At 66.1% G+C, this 21,039-nt stretch carries 20 protein-coding genes; 9 read left to right on the forward strand and 11 right to left on the reverse strand.

Annotated elements, in window-relative coordinates; all coding sequences use genetic code 11:
* Positions 1–20: 20 nt before the first annotated feature.
* From H7A87_RS11090 to H7A87_RS11125, 8 genes are all read right to left on the reverse strand, one after another.
* Entirely contained in the window at positions 21–857 is an 837-nt protein-coding gene (locus H7A87_RS11090; protein WP_104582522.1) for a carbohydrate ABC transporter permease, read from the reverse strand.
* Positions 854–1,738, reverse strand: coding sequence for a sugar ABC transporter permease (locus tag H7A87_RS11095; RefSeq protein ID WP_024940601.1), 885 nt, complete (start codon positions 1,736–1,738; stop codon positions 854–856). The genes H7A87_RS11090 and H7A87_RS11095 overlap by 4 nt, the downstream gene beginning before the upstream one ends.
* Positions 1,735–3,087, reverse strand: coding sequence for a sugar ABC transporter substrate-binding protein (locus tag H7A87_RS11100; RefSeq protein ID WP_119128705.1), 1,353 nt, complete (start codon positions 3,085–3,087; stop codon positions 1,735–1,737). Before H7A87_RS11100 ends, H7A87_RS11095 begins: the two co-directional genes overlap by 4 nt.
* A gap of 3 nt (positions 3,088–3,090) precedes the next feature.
* Positions 3,091–4,728: a glucoamylase family protein gene (locus tag H7A87_RS11105; RefSeq protein WP_119128704.1), complete on the reverse strand. Its 1,638-nt coding sequence runs from the start codon at positions 4,726–4,728 to the stop codon at positions 3,091–3,093.
* Positions 4,729–4,829: 101 nt separating this feature from the next.
* Positions 4,830–7,808, reverse strand: a complete 2,979-nt coding sequence (locus tag H7A87_RS11110) for a TonB-dependent receptor (protein ID WP_104582519.1) — start codon at positions 7,806–7,808, stop codon at positions 4,830–4,832.
* A gap of 119 nt (positions 7,809–7,927) precedes the next feature.
* Positions 7,928–8,950 carry a LacI family DNA-binding transcriptional regulator gene (locus H7A87_RS11115; protein WP_104648989.1) on the reverse strand — a complete coding sequence of 341 codons (1,023 nt, stop codon included), beginning with the start codon at positions 8,948–8,950 and terminating at the stop codon, positions 7,928–7,930.
* 563 nt (positions 8,951–9,513) lie between these two features.
* Positions 9,514–9,783, reverse strand: coding sequence for a BolA family protein (locus tag H7A87_RS11120; protein WP_104648990.1), 270 nt, complete (start codon positions 9,781–9,783; stop codon positions 9,514–9,516).
* Complete coding sequence (locus tag H7A87_RS11125) at positions 9,780–10,079, reverse strand: YciI family protein (RefSeq protein ID WP_119128703.1); 300 nt, start codon at positions 10,077–10,079, stop codon at positions 9,780–9,782. The genes H7A87_RS11120 and H7A87_RS11125 overlap by 4 nt, the downstream gene beginning before the upstream one ends.
* 351 nt (positions 10,080–10,430) lie before the next feature.
* On the opposite strand from H7A87_RS11125, the gene H7A87_RS11130 reads away from it, so the two are divergent.
* From H7A87_RS11130 to H7A87_RS11140, 3 genes are read left to right on the forward strand one after another with little or no spacing between them, the layout of a single operon-like run.
* Complete coding sequence (locus H7A87_RS11130) at positions 10,431–11,336, forward strand: ScpA family protein (protein WP_104582515.1); 906 nt, start codon at positions 10,431–10,433, stop codon at positions 11,334–11,336.
* Entirely contained in the window at positions 11,314–12,516 is a 1,203-nt protein-coding gene (gene scpB / locus H7A87_RS11135; RefSeq protein WP_232087843.1) for an SMC-Scp complex subunit ScpB, read from the forward strand. The genes H7A87_RS11130 and scpB overlap by 23 nt, the downstream gene beginning before the upstream one ends.
* Entirely contained in the window at positions 12,509–14,146 is a 1,638-nt protein-coding gene (locus H7A87_RS11140; RefSeq protein WP_119128701.1) for a pseudouridine synthase, read from the forward strand. Before scpB ends, H7A87_RS11140 begins: the two co-directional genes overlap by 8 nt.
* Before the next feature lie 171 nt (positions 14,147–14,317).
* Here H7A87_RS11140 and H7A87_RS11145 read toward each other — a convergent pair whose 3' ends face one another.
* A complete protein-coding gene (locus tag H7A87_RS11145; RefSeq protein WP_119128700.1) occupies positions 14,318–14,755 on the reverse strand; it encodes a hypothetical protein in 438 nt (145 codons plus the stop codon).
* 163 nt (positions 14,756–14,918) lie between these two features.
* On the opposite strand from H7A87_RS11145, the gene H7A87_RS11150 reads away from it, so the two are divergent.
* On the forward strand, positions 14,919–15,689 hold the full coding sequence (locus H7A87_RS11150) for a glutaminyl-peptide cyclotransferase (protein ID WP_119128699.1): 771 nt from the start codon (positions 14,919–14,921) through the stop codon (positions 15,687–15,689).
* An 85-nt stretch (positions 15,690–15,774) separates the two neighbouring features.
* Here H7A87_RS11150 and H7A87_RS11155 read toward each other — a convergent pair whose 3' ends face one another.
* Positions 15,775–16,575 (reverse strand): amidohydrolase, encoded by an 801-nt coding sequence (locus H7A87_RS11155; protein ID WP_119128698.1) that lies wholly within the window; start codon positions 16,573–16,575, stop codon positions 15,775–15,777.
* 148 nt (positions 16,576–16,723) lie between these two features.
* Positions 16,724–17,872, reverse strand: coding sequence for a pyridoxal phosphate-dependent aminotransferase (locus tag H7A87_RS11160; protein ID WP_119128697.1), 1,149 nt, complete (start codon positions 17,870–17,872; stop codon positions 16,724–16,726).
* Positions 17,873–18,117: 245 nt separating this feature from the next.
* Between H7A87_RS11160 and ccmA the strand changes: the two genes are divergently transcribed.
* The 5 genes from ccmA to ccmE all read left to right on the forward strand — a co-directional run bounded on the left by ccmA (position 18,118) and on the right by ccmE (position 20,935).
* Positions 18,118–18,762 carry a heme ABC exporter ATP-binding protein CcmA gene (ccmA, locus tag H7A87_RS11165; protein WP_104582508.1) on the forward strand — a complete coding sequence of 215 codons (645 nt, stop codon included), beginning with the start codon at positions 18,118–18,120 and terminating at the stop codon, positions 18,760–18,762.
* Positions 18,759–19,454 carry a heme exporter protein CcmB gene (gene ccmB / locus H7A87_RS11170; protein WP_006452115.1) on the forward strand — a complete coding sequence of 232 codons (696 nt, stop codon included), beginning with the start codon at positions 18,759–18,761 and terminating at the stop codon, positions 19,452–19,454. The genes ccmA and ccmB overlap by 4 nt, the downstream gene beginning before the upstream one ends.
* A gap of 94 nt (positions 19,455–19,548) precedes the next feature.
* On the forward strand, positions 19,549–20,301 hold the full coding sequence (ccmC, locus tag H7A87_RS11175) for a heme ABC transporter permease CcmC (protein ID WP_104648998.1): 753 nt from the start codon (positions 19,549–19,551) through the stop codon (positions 20,299–20,301).
* A complete protein-coding gene (ccmD, locus tag H7A87_RS11180) occupies positions 20,298–20,468 on the forward strand; it encodes a heme exporter protein CcmD (RefSeq protein WP_119128696.1) in 171 nt (56 codons plus the stop codon). Before ccmC ends, ccmD begins: the two co-directional genes overlap by 4 nt.
* Entirely contained in the window at positions 20,465–20,935 is a 471-nt protein-coding gene (gene ccmE / locus H7A87_RS11185) for a cytochrome c maturation protein CcmE (protein ID WP_104582505.1), read from the forward strand. Before ccmD ends, ccmE begins: the two co-directional genes overlap by 4 nt.
* Positions 20,936–21,039 lie beyond the last annotated feature (104 nt).

Consider the following 21,039-nt stretch of genomic DNA (forward strand, 5'->3'; position numbering starts at 1 on the left):
CAGTCGCAGGAACACTGGTTTCACCCCTTCACACTCCCCAGCAGAAGACCTTGGATGTAGTAACGCTGCAGCGCCACGAACAATAGCAGCACCGGAATCACCGTCACCACCGCGCCGGCCATCATCAGCTCCACGTCCATGATGTGCTCGCGCGACAGCGCCGCCAATGCCACCGGCAAGGTGTACTGCTCCTGGTCGGTCAGCACGATCAGCGGCCACATGAAGTCGTTCCACGAGCCCATGAAGGTGAAGATGGTCAAGGTGACCAGCACCGGCTTGAGCATCGGCAGCACGATCTGGAAGAAGATCCGCATCTCGCTGGCGCCATCGATGCGGGCGGCTTCGATCAGCTCGTCGGGAATGCTGCGCGCGTACTGGCGCACCAGGAAGATGCCGAACACCGTCGCCAATGCCGGCACCACCACCCCGCCGATGTTGTTGACCAGATGCAGCTGCTTCATCAACAGGAACAGCGGCAGCATCGCCACCTGCGCAGGGATCACCAGCGCGGCCATCAGGATCTTGAAGATGCGCTCGCGGCCGACGAATTGCAGCTTGGCGAACGCATAGCCGGCCATGGTGTTGATCAGCAGCGAGCCGAGCGTGATCAGCCCGGACACCATCAGGCTGTTGGCGAAGTTGCGCGCCATGCCGGTGCGCGCGAACAGCTCGTGGTAGTTGGCAGTGGTGAACGCCGAGGGCAGCATCGGCGGCGGGAAGCGGCTGGCCTCGCCGGTGGGCATGAACGACACCGACAGCATCCACAGCAGCGGCGCCAGGCTGACCAGCGCCAGCATCAGCAGGCCACCGTTGATCAGCACGGCATTCCAGCGCGATTGGCCGACATCACGACTCATATCAAATCCCTCTTGCGGCCAAAGCGCAGCATCACGGTGGTCACCGCCAGAATGATCAGGAACAGCAGGAACGCCACCGCCGACGCGCGGCCGAGGTTCCACCACTTGAAGCCTTCCTCGAACATGAAGTACAGCACGCTCACGGTGCTCTGCAATGGGTCGCCGCGGGTCATCACATAGGGTTCGGCGAACAGCTGGAAATAGCCGGAAATGGTGATCACCCCGACCACCATCAGCACCGGGCCGAGCATCGGCAGGGTGATATGCAGGAACTGCTTCCAGCGCGAGGCGCCATCGATGCGCGCGGCCTCATACAGGTCCTGCGGGATCGCCTGCAGCCCGGCCAGGAAGATCACCATGTTGTAGCCGAAGTTCTTCCACACCGCGAACAGCATGATGGTCGGCATCGCCCAGCGCGGGTCGCCCAGCCAGTCGATCGGGGCGATGCCCAGATGGCTCAGGCCGAAGTTCACCAGGCCGTACTTGATGTGGAACAGATAGCGCCAGATCACCGCCACCGCCACCAGCGTGGTCACCACCGGGGCGAACAAGGCGGTACGGAACAACGCCTTGAAGCGCGAGGCCTTGGCATTGAGCAGCAATGCCGCGCCCAGCGACACGCCGATCGACATCGGCACGCCCAGCAGCACGAAATACGTGGTGTTCCACAACGACTTCCAGAACAGCGGGGTCTGCAGCAGGTCGATGTAGTTGCCCAGGCCGACGAAGCGCAGATGGCCGCTGTCGGCCAGTGCGTACAGATCGAAGTCGGTGACGCTGAGCACCAGCGCGGCAAACACCGGCACGCCGAAGAACATGCCCAGCACCAGGATCGACGGCGCGGCGAACACCCAGCCGGCGACGGAATTACGCTTCATCATCGTGCCGCCCCCTCGCCCGCTGCAGGCGCTGCGGCAGGTGTCGCCGCAGGCGTTGCCGGTGCACCGGCCGGACCGACATGCCCGCCCTCCTGTTCGAAGATCCAGCGGCGCTTGGCCAGGATCTCGTCCACGCGTTTATCCAGTTCCTGCACGGCGGCCTCATGTGATTGGCCGCCACGCACCACGCGCTCGGTCACCAGGCGCATTTCCTGCACGATGCGCTCCCACTCCAGCACCTTGGGCGTGGCCTTGACCCGCTCCAGCTGGTCGCCGAAGGCATGCGCCAGTTCGTCGTTGGCCAGCGAGGGCAACTTCCAGGTGCTGCGACGCGGCGGCAGGTCGCCGATGATGGCGTGGAAGCGCGCCTGCACCTGCGGCTGCGACAGGTATTCGATCAGCTTCCAGCTGGCGTCCTTGTGCTGCGACGACTTGAAGATCACCAGGCTGGAACCGCCGGCAATGCCCGCGCCCAGGCCGTTGGGCCCCGGCAGCGGCGCAGTGCCCCACTTGCCTTCCATGCCCGGCGGCTGGCGCAGCTTGAACTCGCGCACGTTCCACGGGCCGGACAGATAGAACGCGTAATAGCCGTTGAAGAACTCGTACCAGACGTTGGAGACCTGGGTCTCGGAGACCTTCGGCGCCCAGCCTTTCTGATACATGGTGTCGTAGAAGCCCAGCGCCTTGCGGAAGCCCTCGCCGCGAAAGTTGCCGTAGTTGTCGTGGTCGCGCAGCAGGCGGTCGTCCTGCTGCAGCGCGAACGACAGCTGCTGCTCGAACTCGTTGAGCGGCATCAGGATGGCGTAGCGGTCCGGGCCGACCTTGCGCTTGATCGCCGCCATCACCTGTTCCATCTCGGCCCAGGTCTTGGGCATCTCGCTATAGCCGGCCTCGCGCAGCAGGTCCTTGCGATAGAACAGCAGCCGGGTGTCCACATACCACGGCACGCCATACAGGGTGCCGTCGACCAGATTGGTGTCCCACACGCCGGGGAAATAATCCTGCGGGTCGACGATCCTGGAACGCGCCACATACGGCTGCATCGGTTCCAGCGTGTCCAGCAGGGCGAACTCCGGCAGCCAGGTGTTGCCGAGTTGGCACACGTCCGGCAAGCCGTCTGCGGCAAAGGCGGTCAGCAGCTTTTCGTGCGCCGCCGTCATCGGGATGTTCTGCACATCCACGTGGATGCCCGGGTTCTGCTTCTCGAAGTCGGTCACCAGCTCGGCGACCACTTCGGCCTCCTTGCCCATGGCCCAGAAGCGCACGGTGGTCTTGCCTGGATCGGAGCGTTCGCATCCGGCCACACCCAGACAGAGTGTGGCGGACAGTATCAACAGTTTCAAAAGGCGCACGGATTACTCGGGTTTGGGGCGTTGCGTGGAGTTTTGGCGTTGCGAGGGGTCTTGCTGGGCCTGGGCAGCGGCGGCACGCGACTCGGCCATGCCCAGCGAACGCGCGGCGGCCTTCTGCTCGTCCTTCTGCGGCGCCGGCTGCGGCTCGCCTTCGGGGGTGAGCCAGCCGCCGGTGAAACCGGCGCGTTCCAGACCGGCCCGGATGTAGGGGTTCTTCTTCATCACGGTCCAGACGAATTCGTTCTGGTAATTGGCGATCATCGCCAGGATCGGGCCCTGGTCGATGGCGATGTAGTCGCTGGCCACCCAGCCGCGATCGGGCACCATGCGCCCGGTCTTGAGCGGGATGTCGTAGTTGAAGCTGGGATTGAACGAATCCAGAAAGCCGTAGCTCGAGTACAGGAAGTCGCCATAGCGCTTGTGCATCTCCTCGGTGGCCGGGATCACCACTTCCGGGGCGAACACGATCGAGGAAATCGCCGCCGACGGCACGATGGTGCCGTCGTCGAAGTTCTCGCGCAGGCCGGCGCCGCGCGAGGAGTAATGGCGGAACTGGCGTTGCTCGCCGCGGTATTCCTGGCTGGTGTTCTGCGGCCCGTCGCCGGCGGTCAAACCCCAGACGTTCTCGCCGTAGTCCTTCCACTTCATCGGGTTGTCGATGGCGTAGTCGCGCTGGGCCAGGGTGGCGCGGCGGCTGTTGAGGAAATAGTCGATGCCGCGTTCGCGCATGTACTGGTCCTGGATATCGCGGAAATCGATCCAGACATGGCTGTATTGGTGACCGAACAGCGGGCCGAAGGACAGGTATTCCTGGCCCTGGTAGACGCCCCAGTCGTTGTTGTAGGTGCGGGTCCAGCTGGTCCACGCATCCACATCCACGCCGTGGGTCGGCGAGCCGAGCGCGAGGATGTACAGCATCATCGCCTCGTTGTAGCCCATCCAGTCGTGGTCGATGAAGCCGCTCTCGGGGAACCAGCCCATCGAGATCAGCGGTGCGCGTTGCTGCAGCCAGCGCCAGTCCACGCGCTTGTACAGCGTATCGGCGATCTGGCGGATCTCTTTTTCGCGCGGGTCGTCGCCGTCGTAGTACGACTGGGTGAACAGCACGCCCATCATCAGCAGCGCGGTATCCACGCTCGACAGCTCGACCCAGCTGTCGTAGCGGTTGCCCTGCTGCATGTCCAGAAAGTGGTAGTAGAAGCCCTTGTACCCGGCCCTACCGGTCCGCTGCGGCCCCATCGGCGCATCACGGAAGAATTTCAGTGTGGTCAAGGTGCGGTCGATCGCCTGATTGCGACTGACCCAGCCATTCTCGATCCCGATCGGATACGCGGTCAGCGCGAACCCCACCGAGGCAATGCTGGCGAACGGGCGCGACGGAAACCGGTCCGGCGACAACCCATTGAGTTCGTTGGTGGTGTCCCAGAAAAACTGGAAGGTGCGACGCTCGATGTCCGAGAACAGCGGCGGAAGCGCCGGTTTGACCGGCTTGGGTGGCAGCTGTGCTTCCACCAGGATGACTTTCACCGGTGCCTTCTTTTCGGCCACCTTGGGCTCCTCTGCCTGTTTGCAGGACGCCAGCACCAGCACGCCCAGCAATAGTGGAATCGTCAACCAATACGAAGTCCTGCCCCTGTTCATCCGCCCCCCACTCGTGTAATCGATTACATCTCGCACGCCAACCTACCCTATCCAAGCGCCGAGTTCGACCGCCCCGGCAACTGCCGGGGCGGTCGGGTACCTCACCAGTTCAGGCCGAAGGCCAGACGGAAGGTACGCATCGGCGACGCCAGCACACCGGTCGGGGTGCCGTAAGCCGTGTTCAAGTCTCCGAGTGTCCCGGTCTCGCCGTTAAAGTTGGCGTAGTTCACCCAATTGAACACGTTGAGGATATCCGCACGCACGTTGAATTTGACACCGCCGCCGGTATCCCATTCTTTATTGGCGGCGATGCTGAACTCCTTGTAGCCCAGCGTGCCGTCCGGCTTGAACTGGACGATGTAGCACTGGTCGTTGCCGGCCAGGCAATTCTGTCCGTAACGCGCGGTCTGGCTGGCCAGCGACAGCTTGCCGGACAGTTTGACCTCGTAGGGCAGCTCGTAGATGCCGGTGACCACCAGGCGGTTCTTCGGAATGCCGCCGGCCTCGCGCCAGCCATAGTCCTCGATGCGTTCGCGATCCAGTGCGTAGTGCTCGCCGAACTGGCGGTTCTCCTTGGCATCGGAATAGGTGTAGGCCACGGTCAGGCCCCAGCCCGATTCCTCGTCGAACGGCTTTTCGACCTGCAGGGCGAGCTGGTTGTTGCGGGTTTCCACGCCGTTGGTCCCGAGCACGATGGCGCTGTAGCCGTCCGGGCCGTCGGTCGGCGAGCCGGAGGTGGTGCCTGGCTGGAAGAAGGAACCGTCCGGCAGGCGGTTGCCGCGCACGAACGCGAAGCCGTCATGGCTTTCGATACGGCTCAGGGTCACGTCGGTGAACCAGTCCTGGCCCCACAGCGGCACCATGTTGCGCATGCCGATGCTGAACTGGTCCGAGTACGGGGTCTTGATGTTGTTGTCGATCAGGTAGACCTCGCGCCCACCGCCGCCGGTGCTGCTGCCGGTCAGGGTGTTCAGCCCCTCCTGCGTGCCGTAGGCCGGATTCCATGCTGTGCATGGGTCACCCAGGCAGGCCTGGTTGTTGGCGCTGGTGAAGTAGTAGCTGTAGGAATTGAACGAGTTGTTGAGCTGCTCGAGCGCCAGGTAGTCGAAGATGTTGCGGTCGTAGGCGCGGCCGGCACCGCCGTAGATCACGTGGGCCTGATCGCCGAACAGGTCATAGGAGGCACCCAGGCGCGGCTGCCAGGCATTCTTGAACGCCTTGCGGTTGTTGCCGGTGCTGATGAAGTTGTTGATGTCGTAGTTGGCGTTGCGCAGGTTGGTCCAGTTCTGCAAGGCACCGGCGACGTCGGACGGGGTGACGAAGTCCAGGAACGCCGGGGTTTCTTCGTAGTCGTAGCGCACGCCCAGGTTCAGGGTCCAGTGCTCGTTGACCTCCCAGTCGTCCTGCAGATAGATGCCGTACTGCTTGTTCTCGGACACCACCGAGCCGCCACCTTCGACCAGCGGCGCACCGAAGCGCACCCGGTACGGCGTTTCCACATCGCTGAGGATGTTGTAGTAGTACTGCGGGTTGGCCGGGTTGAACTGGGTGGAATCCAGATCGATGCTCTTGAACTTCACGCCCATCTTGACGGTGTGCGCACCGTGCCATTCCAGGCTGTTCAAGGTCAGGTCGTCCTGGAAGGTCCAGCCCTTCTGCCCCTTGCGCTGGAAGCTGCTGCCGGCGCCTGCGGCAAGCACATCGGTCTCGTTGCCGCGGTTGGGCGTGTAGCTGAGGATGTAACCGTTGCCGTTGTTGATCGGCGCCTGGTTCCAGAACGCGCTCTCGTAGCTGAGGTTGGCCTCGTTGAGGAAGTTGGCGCCGCTGTACTGCCAACGCAGGTTGGCGCGCTTTTCTTCCTGGCCGTTGATGCTGCCGTGCTCAAGGGTCGAGGTGCCGCCGACGTCGTTGAGCTCGTCTTCCTTGCGGTACTTGCCGCTCAGCTCGAACAGGCTGTTGTCGCCGATGGTCCAGTCGATCTTGGCGAAGTACAGGTCTTCCTTGAACGGCGTGCTGTAGGTGGCGACCAGCGGCTGCAACTGCGCAGGCAGCTGATCGACGCGGTCCGAATAGATCGAACCGGGGATCACCACGTTCGGGGTGGTGTATTCCTTGGCTTCATAGGCGACGAAGAAATGTGCCTTGTCCTTGAGGATCGGGCCGCTGAAGGTCGCGCCGTACTGGGTCTCCTCGAAGTCGTCACGCACGCCGGCGCGCTTTTCCAGCGGGCTCTCTTCACGCCAGCTGTCGTTGCTGGTGTCCCAGAAGAAGCTGCCGTGGAAATCGTTGGTACCGGACTTGGACGAGGCGACGATGGCCGCGCCGCTGACCTGGTCGAACTCGGCCTTGTAGTTGGAGGTGATGACCTTGTATTCGCCGATCGCCGACTGCGGGAACGGATTGCCGCGGCTGGAGTCCTGGCCGCTGACGCCGCCGGTGAGCACGTAGTTCTTCTGGCTGACGCCGTCGATATAGACGTTGGTGCCTTCGGCCGAGGTGGCGCCCGAACGGACCTTGGTGGTGCCGTTGGCATCGCGGGTGAACTGCACGTTCGGCACGGTGTCGGCCAGTTCCAGGAAGTTGCGCGTGGCACGCGGCAGGTTCTGGATCTGCACGTTGGAGATATAGGTGGCGTTCTCGGAGGTACGGGTTTCCACCAGTACCGGCGGCGCCTTGACCTGCACCGCGTCCAGCGTGGTGGCGTTACCACCTTCGGCCGTGGCCGGTTCGCCGCCGACGCCCAGGTTCAGGGTCGCGGTCTGGCCGACCTGCACGGTGACGTTCTGCGAGGTGGTCTGGCCGTTGGCGGTGACGTCCAGGCGGTACGAACCCGGCGGCAGGCCGCCAAGCGAGTAGCCGCCGTTGCTGACCTGTACGGTGCGGGTCAGGCCGGTGGCGAGGTTGGTCGCGGTGACCTGGGCCTGGCTGGCAGGTGCCGAGTCGACGGTGACCTGGCCGCGGATCGTCGCGGCAGCACTCTGCGCGAAGGCCGGGGCGGCGCCCAGCAGCAGGCAACTGGCCAGGGCGCAGCTGAGCAGCTTGCGCGCCGGACTGGCGGAATGGGGGTAGTGGTGGCGCATTGGTCCCTCCAGGGATCGGTACAGAATGTTGTTGTGGCGTTGCGGCTTGCAGGAACGACCGCTGCGGGGGGCAGCGGGAGCGGACAGGACGTCCGCGAAAGGGTCAGGGGCTGGAAACGTCAGAGGCCGGGCTCGCCGGCGCCGCAGGAGGCGCGGACCACCAGCTCGGGCGTGAGCAGTTGGCGGATGCCGTCGTCGTGGCCGGGCTGGTCCACCAGCCGCATCAGCCGGCTCATCGCCTGTTCGCCCAGGCGCGCGATGCTGACCCGCATCGTGGTCAGCGCCGGATGGACGAAACGGGCCAGCGGAATGTCGTCGAAGCCGGCCAGTGCCACGTCGCCGGGTACCGAGACATCGGCCTGGGCAAAGGCGTACAGGCAGCCCAGCGCGGTCATGTCGTTGGCGGCGAATACCGCGTCGGGCAGCGCGCCGTCGGCCAGCATCGCCTGCCCGGCACGGTGGCCGGAGGCCTCGTCGAAGTCGCCAGGAAATTCGATGCCCTGCGCGGTGTCGCCGTGTGCAGCAATCGCATCGCGGAAGCCGCGCAGGCGTTCGCGCGCATCGAAGTTAAGCGCCGGCCCGCCGATGAAGGCGATGCGCCGATGCCCGGCCGAGAGCAGGTGTTCGGTCATCGCCATCGCGCCGGCATGGTCATCGATGCTCAGCACCGGATAGGCGTCGCCCGGGACGTGCGCGTTGATCAGCACCGTGGGCAGCGCCTGCGGCAGGTTGTCGGTCAGGAACCCGGGCTGCTCGGCATACGGCGACAGCACCAGCAGGCCATCCACCCGCCCGCGCATGGACTGCAACGCCCTGCCCTGCGCTTCCGGGTCGCCGTGGTAACTAGACACCAGCAGATGCTGGCCGGCAGCACGCGCCGCGCCGTCGATCCCGCGGATCAGCTCGGAAAAGAATTCGCCGTACAGATCCGGCAGTACCACGCCCAGGGTCTGGGTGCGCCGGCTGCTCAGGCTGCGCGCCGCCGCATGCGGGCTGTAGCGCAAGCGTGCGGCCACGTCCTGCACCAGCTGGCGCACCGGCCCGGCGACGTTGTCGTGCCCATTGAGCGCACGCGACACCGTTGCAACGGAGACCTGTGCTTCCCGAGCGACATCTTTGATGGTGACCGCACCCTTGGCCATTCGTGTCGCCCTCCGCGACCGAGTCCCAAAACTGGCGCGGACTGTAAGCGTTTTCATACAAGGGCGTAAACCCCTGTCTTCACGCCCGTGAAAACGCTTACAGATCAAGCATCTGCAAGTGATGAATACGTGAAACAATGTGTTGCGACGCAACAAATACTGCCCATATGTCCACGGATGAAGGCCGACGGCGATCACGGTTGGGGTGGTTTGGTCCGCTGCGCATGGTCCCCGTAGGAGCGCACCCGGGCGCGATGGGCCTTAGCGGTAACCTGCGTCGCGCCCGGGTGCGCTCCTACTACGGGCAGTTGGCGGATTCAGTCATCGGCCTCGCCTGGCGTATCGATATTGCGAGTGCGAGCGCCAATCGGATTGCCAGTGACGCGGTTTCGCTCGGGCGCGCCCCTGCAAGAAAGCCAGCCTTCTTCAGCCATCGCGCCCGATTGTCGGATGTCCACCCCGGCAATGCCTGCCCGTAGGAGCGCATCCGGGCGCGACGGGCCTTACCGGTAACCTGCGTCGCGCCCCGGTGCGCTCCTACGGCGGCGGCTTGATCGGCCTGGTTACCTCGCCTCGCCTGGTGCGAAGGCCTCGATCGACAGCGCGTGGATATCGGTCTGCATCATCTCGCCGACCGCGGCATAGACCGCGCGGTGACGTGCCAACGGCGGCTTGCCGGCGAAGGCGGCGCTGACCACGCGCACATTGAAATGCCCCCGCCCGTCGCGCGCACCGGCATGCCCGGCATGGCGATGGCTGTCGTCCACCACCTCCAGCTCGGTCGGCGCCAGGGCCGACTGCAGCGCGGCGCGGATCCGCTCGACCCGGCTCATGGCAGCACCCGGCGGAACGGGCGGATTTCGGTGCGCACATACACGCCCGCCTCCACATACGGATCGGCATCGGCCCAGGCGCGCGCGTCGTCCAGCGCGTCGAATTCGGCGATGACCACGCTGCCGCTGAAACCGGCCGGGCCCGGATCCTCGGCATCGATCGCCGGGCACGGGCCCGCCACCAGCAAGCGACCTGCCGCCGCCAGCGCCTGCAAACGGGCCAGGTGCGCCGGTCGCGCCTGCTGCCGGGCCGCCAGTGCGTCGTCCCGGTCATACCCTTCGATTACGTACCACATCGACCACCTCGCCAAGAACCTGAAGATCAGCCGTGGGATTCTAGCCGCCTCGGCGCTGGACACCGGCCCTGCGCACGCATTACCCTTGACACCACTGCACACGCAATCGGACGCAGCGGCCCGTCGGCCCAGGCCCCACGCCTCACTCGACGACCGATTCGCTGCCCACCGCCGACCCGCGTAGACGACCTCCTCGCTGTCCCGTCGCCGCATGCCACGCGGCGCACGTTGTATGTGGATTTGTAGGATCGTGCCGGCACGGGCACGACATTGATTGCAATAACTCAAGGCAAAGCCCTGCAGGCGCGGCCCAGACCGCGGCCGGCGACCGTAAGACCCGATGTCGACCTGATGAATTCCGAACTCGCGCACGACGCGAATCCGCCAGCCACGAGCGCGCCGCCACAGCAGCAGGAAATGCCGCTGGCGGTGGTGCATGGGCAACCGGTGCTGCAGATCCCGCAGGATCTGTATATTCCGCCGGACGCGCTGGAAGTCATCCTGGATGCCTTCGAAGGTCCGCTGGACCTGCTGCTGTACCTGATCCGCCGCCAGAACCTGGACATCCTGGATATCCCCGTCGCCGAGATCACCCGGCAGTACGTGGCCTACATCAACGTGATGCAGGAGCTGCGCTTCGAACTGGCGGCCGAATATCTGGTGATGGCCGCGATCCTGGCCGAGATCAAGTCGCGCATGCTGCTGCCCCGCCCGCCCAGCCAGGAAGGCGAGGAAAACGATCCGCGCGCCGAGCTGGTACGCCGCCTGCAGGAATACGAACGCTTCAAGCAGGCCGCCGAGGATCTGGACACCCTGCCGCGCATGGGCCGCGACAGTGCGCCGGTGCAGGCGCATCTGCCCGAGCGCGCCGCGGTCAAGCTGCCGCCGCCGGTGGAACTGAAAGAAATGCTGATGGCGCTGTACGACGTGCTCAAGCGCGCCGAACTGTTCACCGGCCATGCGATCAAGCGCGAGGCGCTGAGTGTGCGCCAGCGCATGGGCGATGTACTGAGCCGCCTGGACGATGGCAGGTTCTATCGCTTCGAATCGCTGTTCACGGCCGAGGAAGGCAAGCTCGGCGTGCTGGTCACCTTCCTGGCGCTGCTCGAACTGGCCAAGGAGCAATTGCTGGACATCGTGCAGGAAGCGCCGCTGGCGCCGATCTACGTGAAGTCGCTGGCCTTGGGCAACACCAATGCGCCGTTGCAATTCTCCAGCGAATTCGATGACAGCGATGCCGCCAACGAACCTATCTGAAGCCGATCACCGAATGGATCAAGCGTTGATCACCCGCATTATCGAAGCCGCCCTGCTGGCGAGCAGCCAGCCGCTGACGCTGGCGCAGCTGCAGGGACTGTTTCCCGAAGAAGAGCCGGCGCCGCCCGGCAGCGTCGAGCGCGCGCTGGAACTGCTGCGCGAGGGCTGCGCCGAGCGCGGCGTGGAACTGGTCGAGGTGGCCTCGGGCTTCCGCTTCCAGGTCAAGGCCGAGGTGCATGGCTGGGTTGCCCGGCTGTGGACCGAGCGCCGCACCAAGTACACCCGCGCCACGCTGGAAACCCTGGCACTGATCGCCTACCGCCAGCCGATCACCCGCGGCGAGATCGAACAGGTACGCGGCGTGGCGGTCAGCAGCAACATCATCCAGGCGCTGGAAGAACGCGAGTGGATCCGCGTGGTGGGCCACCGCGACGTGCCCGGCAAGCCGGCCCTGTTCGGCACCACCAAGGGCTTCCTGGATTACTTCGGGCTCAAGCGATTGGACGAGCTGCCGCCATTGTCTGAGTTGAAGGACATCGCCGAGCTGGAACCGCAGCTGCCGCTGGACCGCGACGGGCAACTGGATGGCGCGGTCCCGGCGTCGGCAGCAATGGATGCCGAGCTTGCCGAAGCAGGTCCGGCTGCGGACGCCGATGCGCAGATGGCAGGTGCTGACGGCGCCGGTGCGGCGACCACCGCTGCGGCTGGCGTGGAGTCGGAGGGTGGCGCTGACGCCGATGCCGGCCCGAGCGACGCTGCGCCGGAACACGGCGATGCGGACGGTCTGCAGGCAGCGGACAGCACGGCCGACGCAACCGGCGACACCGATGACGCAATGCACGTCGATGGCGATGTCGAGGATCAGACTGCCGGCACCGCAACTGCCGTCGACGAAGAAAATGAATACCACGCCGACGCGGTCGATGACCGCGCCAGCACCGATGAGGCGAGTGACCAGACAGCGCAACGCGCCGGGCATGCCTCGGCGCAGGACACGAACCCGTTGGACCCAGATGACGCCCGTGAGGGCGACCCCGACACCGCGCCGGGAACGCGTGCGGAAGCAGTGAACGAAGACGAAGACAACGCCGTCGCGACGACGACCGTGGCTGTTGACGAAGCCGATTCCGACCCAGAGGCCGACCCGCAACGCGTCGGCCGGAGCCAGACACATGAGTGACACCCCCCGCAAGCTGTCGTTGAACAAGCTTTCCCTCAAGCGCGACAGCGCGCCCGAAGCGCCCAAGCTGGAAGAGCGCCTGCACAAGGTGCTGGCCCAGGCCGGCCTGGGGTCGCGCCGCGCGCTGGAACAGCGCATTGCCGATGGCCTGATCAAGGTCAATGGCGCCGTCGCGCAGACCGGCATGTCGGTGCGCAGCGGCGACAAGATCGAGCTCGATGGCCGCAGTTTCGTGGCCAGCGCGCTGACCGAACCGGCCCGCGTGCTGATCTACAACAAGCCCGAAGGCGAAGTGACCACGCGCGAAGATCCCGAAGGCCGCCCGACCGTGTTCGAGTCGCTGCCGGTATTGAAGGGTTCGCGCTGGATCGCGATCGGCCGCCTGGACATCAACACCACCGGCCTGCTGCTGCTGACCACCGACGGTGAGCTGGCCAACGCGATGATGCATCCCTCCTACGAGGTCGAGCGCGAATACGTGGTGCGCGTGCGTGCGCCGGAAGGCGAGGACAAGGTCTCCGACGCGATCATCGAGCGCCTATCGCGCGGCGTGCTGCTGGAAGACGGCGGCGCCAAGTTCGACGAGATCGAACGCATCGGCGGCACCGACTCGCACGACTGGTTCCGCGTGGTGGTCAAGGAAGGCCGCAACCGCGAAGTGCGCCGGCTGTGGGAGTCGCAGGGCTGCCAGGTCAGTCGCCTCAAGCGCAGCCGCTACGGCAAGATCTCGCTGCCGCGCGAGCTGCTGCGTGGGCAGTCGATCGAAGTGGCGCAGGACAAGGTCGATGCCCTGCGCGCCGAACTCAAGCTGGAAGAAGGCGCGCCCTCGGCATTGACGCTGCAGCCGGTGATCGGCCAGCGCCGCGCCGCCAAGTCCACCGTGCACGTCTCGCGCGATGGCCGCAGCAATGCCTACGTCAACGGCCAGACCTCCGGCGCCGACGAAGGCCGTGAGCTGCGTCGCTTCGACAATCTGCGCGAGGATCGCGGCGGCCGTGGCCGTGGCAAGCCGGGCGGTTTCCGCGGCGGCCTCACCGTCAGCGGCGAAGCGGCGGCCAAGCAGTCGCAGCAGCGCCCGTTCAAGCAGCGCGCTCCCGGCAAGGGCGACCGTGCCCTGCCGGACGGCAACCCGGCCGCGTTCCGCAGCTGGTACGTGCCCGATGGCGTCAGTACCGGCCCCAGCGGTCACCGCAATGCCGGTCCCAGTGGCCCCGGCACCGGCCAGGCGCGCCCGTATGCGAAGAAGGGTCCGGGTGGCGCGCGTCCAGGCGGCGGCCCGGGCAATGCACGTTCCGGCGCAGCTGGCCAGGGGCGTGGCGGCGCCGGTGGCGGACAGGGCCAGTCGCAGGGCCAAGGCCAGCGCAAGCATCCCTATGGTCATCCGGGCAATGCGCCGAGCTTTCCGTCCGACCACGCCAACCCGGGCTTCAGCCCGTATGGCGCGGCACGTCCGGCAGCCGGCCGCCCGAGCGGCGCACGTGCAGGCGGCCCCGGTGGCAACCGTGGTCCGGGCGGCAATCGCGGCCCCGGTGGTCCCGGCGGCGCGTCGCGTGGCCCCGGCGGTCCGGGTGGTCGTCCGCCGGGTGGCGGCAATCGTCGCCCGCCAGGCGGCGGTAATCGCGGACGCTAAGCTGGCAAGACGCACATGAAAAACGGCCCTGCGAAGGGCCGTTTTTCGTTGCTGCTCAGGGCACGCCTGACGTCTAGGTCAAAGCGCGGATGGGTCGGTGTGATCTGCCCCGCTCGATGAAGTCACCGCGGGCCGCGCGAGCGGCGGGGCACCGCGCGCTCGACCGGCGAATTACTTGCGGCGCTCGATCACGAAGTTGCCGACATTGACACCCAGATCCACGCCCTCGCCGGTTCCGGCCAGTGCCAGCGAAATGTCGCCCTTGGTGACCACCTGTGCGGTGCTGGACTTGACGATGCCGGCATGCGCTTCGGCCGCTGCATAGGTGCCGAACAGATCATTGAGGCTGTAGGCGCCGGAGAAGCTGCCGCGGCCACCAACGATCTTGGACTTGCCGACGGTCAGGCCACCGCCCTTGCTGGAGATCTTGACCGGGATCACCGCGCCGTTGTCGCAGGTGATGGTGCCGGTGCCGCTGGCGGTCTTGTAGAACACCGACCAGCCCGACAGGTTGAACGACAGCTGGCAGTCGATGTTGCCGGCGGCCTGCGCCTGCGGTGTCAGCGTGGCGGCGCCCAGCAGCGCGAGAAGGGAAAGTGACTTGATCATGCGGGCATTCCGGTTGGTGAACGTGGCGCCGAGCCTAGCAGCGCCGATGTGGCAGCCGCGACAACATGCCGGCACCGCGCAGGCGACCGTTCAGCGAATGATTATTCGCCGCTGGCTGCCTGCGCCATGACGGTCTGCAACCGCGGCGTGGGATGATCGCCACATGCCACCAATTGCCTACAGCCTGCTCCTCGCCGCCCTGCTACTGCCTCCGCTCGCCCATTGCAGCGACGCCATCCCGACCCAGGGCTATACCGTCGTGCGCACCTATCCACACGACACCGCCGCCTTTACCGAAGGCCTGTTCTATCTCGACGGGTTCCTGTACGAGAGCACCGGTGAGTTGGGCCGCTCCAGCGTGCGCAAGGTCGAGCTGGAGACCGGCCGCGTCCTGCAGCAGGTCGCGACACCGGCGCCCTTTTTCGGCGAAGGCATCGTGGCCTGGCACGACCGCCTGATCCAGCTGACCTGGCGCAACCAGCGCGGGTTTGTCTACGACCTGGCCACGCTGACGCCGCGCACGCAGTTCAGCTATTCCGGCGAGGGGTGGGCGCTGACCCGCGACGCCAGCAGCCTGTACATGAGCGATGGCACTGCCCGCATTCGGCGGCTGGATCCGCAGACGCTGCAGCAGGTCGGCAGCATCAAGGTCACTGCCGGCGGCAAGGCGCTGGACAATCTCAACGAGCTGGAATGGGTGAAAGGCGAGCTGTTGGCGAACGTCTGGTTGACCACCCGCATCGCGCGCATCGACCCGGCCAGCGGCAAGGTGATCGCCTGGATCGACTTGCAGGCGCTGATACCGGACGCCGACACCCTGACCGACCCCGGCAACGATGTGCTCAACGGCATCGCCTACGACGCCGGGCACGATCGCCTGTTCGTCACCGGCAAGCGGTGGCCGAAGATCTACGAGATCAAGCTGGGTGAGTAGCCGGGATTGGGGATTTGGGATTGGGGTTCGCAACAGCGGGCAAACGGATAGCTGTGCCTTGCCTGCTTGCACCAATCCCCAATCCCTAATCCCGAATCACAAATTCATCGGCATCCAGCATCGCAGGAAAGCGTGCGCGATGGTCGGCCAGGGCGGCGGCGCTGAGGGTGGTGGTGACCACTTGCGGCTGCTCGCGGATTTCCACCTGCGGCTGGCCGAGGAAATCGATCACCGCGCTGTCGCCGGCGTAGTGCAGCTGATTGCCATCGACGCCGACGCGGTTGACCGCCGCCACGAAGCACAGGTTCTCGATCGCACGTGCGCGCAGCAGCGTCTTCCAGGCATAGGCGCGCGCGGATGGCCAGTTGGCAACGAACAGCTGCAGATCGAAATCCAGCTGGCCCGGCCGCTCGACATCGAAGCGATTGCGGCAGAACACCGGAAAGCGCAGGTCGTAGCAGACCTGCGGATTGATCCGCCAGCCCTTCCACTCCACCGTCAGGCGATCGCGCCCGGCCGCGTAGCGCAGATGCTCGTTGCCGAAGCGGAACAGATGGCGCTTGTCGTAGGACTGCAGCGCCCCGTCGGGCGTGGCCCACAGCAGCCGGTTGAACACGCCCTGCCCGGTGCGTAGCTGCACGCTGCCGGTGACCGCCGCCCCCAGCCGCGCAGCCTGCGCACGCAGCCAGGCCACGGTCGGCCCGTCCATGTCCTCGGCCTTGTCGATGGCATCGTTGGAGAACCCGCTGGTGAAGGTCTCCGGCAGGATCACCAGATCGGTCTGCCCGGCCAAGGGCTCCAGCAAGGCACCGTAATAGTCGCGATTGCCGGCCGGGTCATGCCAGCGGGTATCGCCTTGGACAAGCGAGATGCGGAGGTCGTGCATGCTGAGGCTCGGGAATGGAGAATTGGGAATAGGGAATCGGACAGCGGTTTGGTGAGGGCGTTACGGCATCGGGCCAAGTGCAGATTCAGATCGAGAGCGACCAACCGCTCTTACGATTCCCGAATCCCCATTCCCGAATCCCGGCTCGTCAAAGCTGCTGCAACCGCGCGATCGCCGCATCCAGCGTTGCATCGTTCTTGGCAAAGCATAGCCGGGCCAGCCGTTGTCCTTGCGGCGCCGTCTGGTAGAACGGCGACAGCGGAATTGCGGCCACGCCCTTCTCCACCGTCAGCCACTTCACGAATTCGGTGTCAGGCAGGTCGCTGACCGCCGAATAGTCCACCAGCTGGAAATAGCCGCCGGGCACCGGCAACGGCTGCAGGCGCGTGGTCAGCAACTGCTCGCGGAAACGGTCGCGCTTGGCCTGATAGAACGCGCCGAGTTGCTCGTCGTGTTCGGGTTCGTCGCGGATCATCGCGGCAAATGCATGCTGGGCCGGCCCGAAGCTGGTGAAGGTGTTGTACTGGTGCACCTTGCGGAACTCGGCGCTCAATGCCGGCGGCGCGATGGCGTAGCCGATCTTCCAGCCGGTGCAGTGATAGGTCTTGCCGAAGCTGGAAATCACAAACGCACGCTCGCGCAATTCCGGCCAGCGCAGCACCGATTCGTGGCGGCGGCCATCGAACACGATGTGTTCGTACACCTCGTCCGAGAGCAGGAAGATGTCGCTGCCGCGCAGCAGCTCGGTCAGGATCTGCATGTCGTCGGCAGACAGCATCGCGCCGGAGGGATTGTGCGGCGAGTTGATCATCAGCAGGCGCGTCTTCGGCGTGATCGCCGCGCGTAGCGCCGGCCAGTCGACGGCGAAGGTCTGCGGGTCCAGCGCCACGTGCACCGCGCGCGCGCCGGCCAGGTCGATCGCCGGCTCGTAGCAGTCGTAGGCCGGGTCCAGCACGATGACCTCCTCGCCGGCACGCACCACCGCGTGGATGGCGTTGAAGATCGCCTCGGTGGCACCGCTGGTGACGGTGATCTCGCTGTCGGCATCGACCTGCGCGCCGTAGCAGCGCTGCGCCTTGCCGGCAATGGCCTGGCGCAGGACCGCCACGCCAGTCATCGGCGGGTACTGGTTGTGGCCGGCCGCCATGGCCCTGGTCAGTTCATCGACCAGCCGCGACGGCACCGCGAAATCGGGAAAACCCTGGCCCAGATTCACCGCGCCGTGTTCGGCCGCCAACTGCGACATGACGGTGAAGATGGTGGTGCCCACCTTGGGCAGCTTGGTCGTGAGGGGCATCGGGCCTGTCCGGGCAGCAAACGGGGGACCGCGAGTGTACGCAAAGCCGCCAGGCGGTTGCGTCCGGGCGGTGCAAAACAGCGTTCCCGGACACATCACGCCGCCCGATGCGCCCCCGGCAGCGCGCCATCGTCGCTACAATGCGCGCCCTGCCTCACAGCGTGTCGTGCCAGCTGCTTCCCCGCCATGGCACGACACCCGCTCGCCCACCCCATGCCGTCCTGCGACGGGAGCCCGCTGCGCCGATGATCGAACCGCTGCACACTGCGCCACCGCTGCTGGCGGCGCGCGCGCTGGCTTTCAGCCGCAACGAGGAGCCGGTGTTCGGCCCGCTGGATTTCCATGTCGATGCCGGCGAGGCGCTGCTGGTGCAGGGCGACAACGGCGCCGGCAAGACCACGCTGCTGCGGGTGCTGGCCGGGCTGCTGCATGTGGAGCGTGGGCAGATCCAGATCGACGGCAAGACTGCACGGCGTGGCGATCGCAGCCGCTTCATGGCCTATCTGGGCCATTTGCCGGGCCTGAAGGCCGATCTCAGCACGCTGGAGAACCTGCACTTCCTGTGCGGCCTGCATGGCCGACGCGCCAAGCAGATGCCTGGCAGCGCGCTGGCCATCGTCGGCCTGGCCGGCTACGAAGATGCATTGGTGCGGCAGCTGTCGGCCGGCCAGCGCAAACGCCTGGCGCTGGCGCGGCTGTGGTTGTCGCCGGCCCCGCTGTGGCTGCTGGACGAGCCCTATGCCAACCTGGACCTGGACGGCATCACCCTGGTCAACCGGATGATCTCCGCGCACCTGCGCGGCGGCGGCGCGGCGCTGGTCACCACCCACGGCGCCTACGCGGCGCCGCCGGTGCGCACGCGCATGCTCACGCTGGAGACGGCGGCATGAGCCTGCATTCGCCACAACCGTCGCTGTGGCAGGCCGCGCGTGCACTGCTCAGCCGCGACCTGCAGCTGCTGTGGCGCCGTCGCAGCGATGCCTTGCAGCCGGCGTTGTTCGCCCTGCTGATCGTGGTGTTGTTCGCGCTGGGCCTGGGCGGGCGCCCCGACCTGCTGGCGCAGGCCGCGCCGGCGGTGCTGTGGCTGTCGGTGCTGCTGGCCGGCCTGCTGTCGCTGGATGCGCTGTTCCGCAGCGACGTGGAAGACGGCTCGATGGAGCAATGGCTGCTGGCGCCGGTGCCATTGGCGTGGCTGATCGCGGTGCGCGTGCTGCTGCACTGGGCCACCAGCGCGCTGCCGTTGATCGCGGTGACCCCGCTGCTGGGCGAATTGCTGCACCTGCCACATGACCAACTCCCGGTACTGCTGGCATCGTTGGCGCTGGGTACACCGCTTCTGAGTCTGCTCGGCGCCGTGGTCGCGGCGCTGACGGTGACGATGAAACGCTCTGGTATTCTCGTGGCGTTGCTGGCGTTGCCGTTGTACGTACCGGTGCTGGTGTTCGGTGCCGGCAGCGTGGCGGCCAGCGGCCAGGGCCAGGATGCGGTGGGTGCGTTGTTGTTGCTGGGCGCCGGGTTGGTGATCGGCGTGGTCTTGGCACCGCTGGCTGCGGCTGCCGCGATCCGGATTTCGTTGAGTTGAGCCGTGCAGTCGATGCGCTGTCGATAAGACGCTCCACTCACTGCGTTGTTGCTGTTTCGAGAGCCAATGCCATTCCAAAGGCCGTTGCCATCGCATGAACGTCGTCGTCCGCTGGTTCCATCAACTCGCCTCGCCCCCGATCTTCGACCGTTTCACCGCGCGCTGGGCGCCGTGGTGCCACGCGCTGGCCGCGGTGTTGCTGGGCGCGGGCATCTGGCAGGCCTTGTTTGCGGTGCCGGCCGACTACCAGCAGGGCGACAGCTTTCGCATTCTGTATATCCATGTGCCGAGCGCGTGGATGAGCCTGTTCGTGTTCGGGTTGATGGCGGTATACGCGGCGATCGCGCTGATCTGGCGCATCAAGATCTGCGAGATCCTGGCAATGGCCTGCGCGCCGATCGGCGCGGCGTTCACCGTGATCACCCTGCTGACCGGCAGCATCTGGGGCAAGCCGATGTGGGGCGCCTGGTGGGATTGGGACCCGCGCCTGACCACCGAGCTGATCCTGCTGTTCCTGTATCTGGGCGTGATCGGCCTGTACCAGGCCATCGACGATCGCCGTCAGGCCGCACGCGCGGCCGCCTTGCTGGCGATCGTCGGCGTGGCGCTGCTGCCGGTGATCCGCTATTCGGTGGTGTGGTGGAACTCGCTGCATCAGGGCCAGAGCATTCGCCTGCTCGGCCCCTCCACCATCGATGCGAGCATGCTGCTGCCGCTGTGGCTGATGGTGATCGGCACCAAGTTCTGGTTCGCCGGTTCGCTGCTGACGCGTGCGCGCGCCGACAACCTGCGCCGCGAGGCCGGCAAGGCCTGGATCGTGCGCGATGCGCCGGAGGGCGTGGCATGAGCTACCTGCCCTACGTCATCGCCGCCTACGCGGTGTTCGTGCTGGTGCTGCTGTGGGACCTGATCGCCGGCCGCTGGCAGGTGCGTCGCGCGTTGAAGAGCGCGCAGGCGCGGCGCCTGCGCGAGCGCAAGCGCGCGGTGCCCAGCGATGCGGAGCTGATCCGGTGAACCCGCAACGGCGCCGCCGGATCTGGCTGGTGATTGCGCTGGTACTGGCCGGCGGCCTGGCGACCACGCTGGTGGCAATGGCACTGCAGCGCAACGTGGCCTATCTGTACACACCGTCGGAAGTGCTGCGCGGCGACGCCGGCGAGCACGCGCGCTTCCGGCTCGGCGGCATGGTGGAGAAAGGCTCGTTCCAGCGCGCCTCCGGTTCGTTGGAAGCGCAGTTCCGCGTCACCGATGGCGATGCGCAGTTGCCGGTCCGCTACGACCGCATCCTGCCGGACCTGTTTCGCGAGGGACAGGCGGTGGTGGCGACCGGTCGCATGCAGCACGGCGTGTTCGTGGCCGAAGAGATCCTGGCCAAGCACGACGAGACCTATATGCCGAAGGAAGTCGCCGACAAGATGGGCAGCGCGCACCGCAAGCACGATGTGCCGGCGGCCGCGGACCAGGCCGGAGCGCTGCGCTGATGTCAGGCATCACGACGTTCGTGATGCTGCACGGTGTTGGCGTGCAAGGTGCTTGCGCGGCCGACGCCGTCGCTGCGCGTAGGCAGGCGCAGGCAGATGCTGCA

Source organism: Xanthomonas sp. CPBF 426, assembly GCF_903989465.1.
GTDB lineage: Bacteria > Pseudomonadota > Gammaproteobacteria > Xanthomonadales > Xanthomonadaceae > Xanthomonas > Xanthomonas euroxanthea.

Excerpts from the sequence above, each read along its gene's own strand:
- ccmC (WP_104648998.1), top strand. The coding sequence starts at position 19,549 with ATGAACGTCGTCGTCCGCTGGTTCCATCAACTCGCCTCGCCCCCGATC.
- H7A87_RS11140 (WP_119128701.1), top strand. The coding sequence starts at position 12,509 with ATGAGTGACACCCCCCGCAAGCTGTCGTTGAACAAGCTTTCCCTCAAG.
- H7A87_RS11090 (WP_104582522.1), bottom strand. The coding sequence starts at position 857 with ATGAGTCGTGATGTCGGCCAATCGCGCTGGAATGCCGTGCTGATCAAC.
- ccmA (WP_104582508.1), top strand. The coding sequence starts at position 18,118 with ATGATCGAACCGCTGCACACTGCGCCACCGCTGCTGGCGGCGCGCGCG.
- H7A87_RS11095 (WP_024940601.1), bottom strand. The coding sequence starts at position 1,738 with ATGATGAAGCGTAATTCCGTCGCCGGCTGGGTGTTCGCCGCGCCGTCG.
- H7A87_RS11145 (WP_119128700.1), bottom strand. The coding sequence starts at position 14,755 with ATGATCAAGTCACTTTCCCTTCTCGCGCTGCTGGGCGCCGCCACGCTG.
- H7A87_RS11110 (WP_104582519.1), bottom strand. The coding sequence starts at position 7,808 with ATGCGCCACCACTACCCCCATTCCGCCAGTCCGGCGCGCAAGCTGCTC.
- H7A87_RS11120 (WP_104648990.1), bottom strand. The coding sequence starts at position 9,783 with ATGAGCCGGGTCGAGCGGATCCGCGCCGCGCTGCAGTCGGCCCTGGCG.
- ccmD (WP_119128696.1), top strand. The coding sequence starts at position 20,298 with ATGAGCTACCTGCCCTACGTCATCGCCGCCTACGCGGTGTTCGTGCTG.
- H7A87_RS11130 (WP_104582515.1), top strand. The coding sequence starts at position 10,431 with ATGAATTCCGAACTCGCGCACGACGCGAATCCGCCAGCCACGAGCGCG.
- H7A87_RS11125 (WP_119128703.1), bottom strand. The coding sequence starts at position 10,079 with ATGTGGTACGTAATCGAAGGGTATGACCGGGACGACGCACTGGCGGCC.
- H7A87_RS11155 (WP_119128698.1), bottom strand. The coding sequence starts at position 16,575 with ATGCACGACCTCCGCATCTCGCTTGTCCAAGGCGATACCCGCTGGCAT.
- H7A87_RS11150 (WP_119128699.1), top strand. The coding sequence starts at position 14,919 with ATGCCACCAATTGCCTACAGCCTGCTCCTCGCCGCCCTGCTACTGCCT.
- H7A87_RS11160 (WP_119128697.1), bottom strand. The coding sequence starts at position 17,872 with ATGCCCCTCACGACCAAGCTGCCCAAGGTGGGCACCACCATCTTCACC.
- H7A87_RS11105 (WP_119128704.1), bottom strand. The coding sequence starts at position 4,728 with ATGAACAGGGGCAGGACTTCGTATTGGTTGACGATTCCACTATTGCTG.
- H7A87_RS11115 (WP_104648989.1), bottom strand. The coding sequence starts at position 8,950 with ATGGCCAAGGGTGCGGTCACCATCAAAGATGTCGCTCGGGAAGCACAG.
- scpB (WP_232087843.1), top strand. The coding sequence starts at position 11,314 with ATGCCGCCAACGAACCTATCTGAAGCCGATCACCGAATGGATCAAGCG.
- ccmB (WP_006452115.1), top strand. The coding sequence starts at position 18,759 with ATGAGCCTGCATTCGCCACAACCGTCGCTGTGGCAGGCCGCGCGTGCA.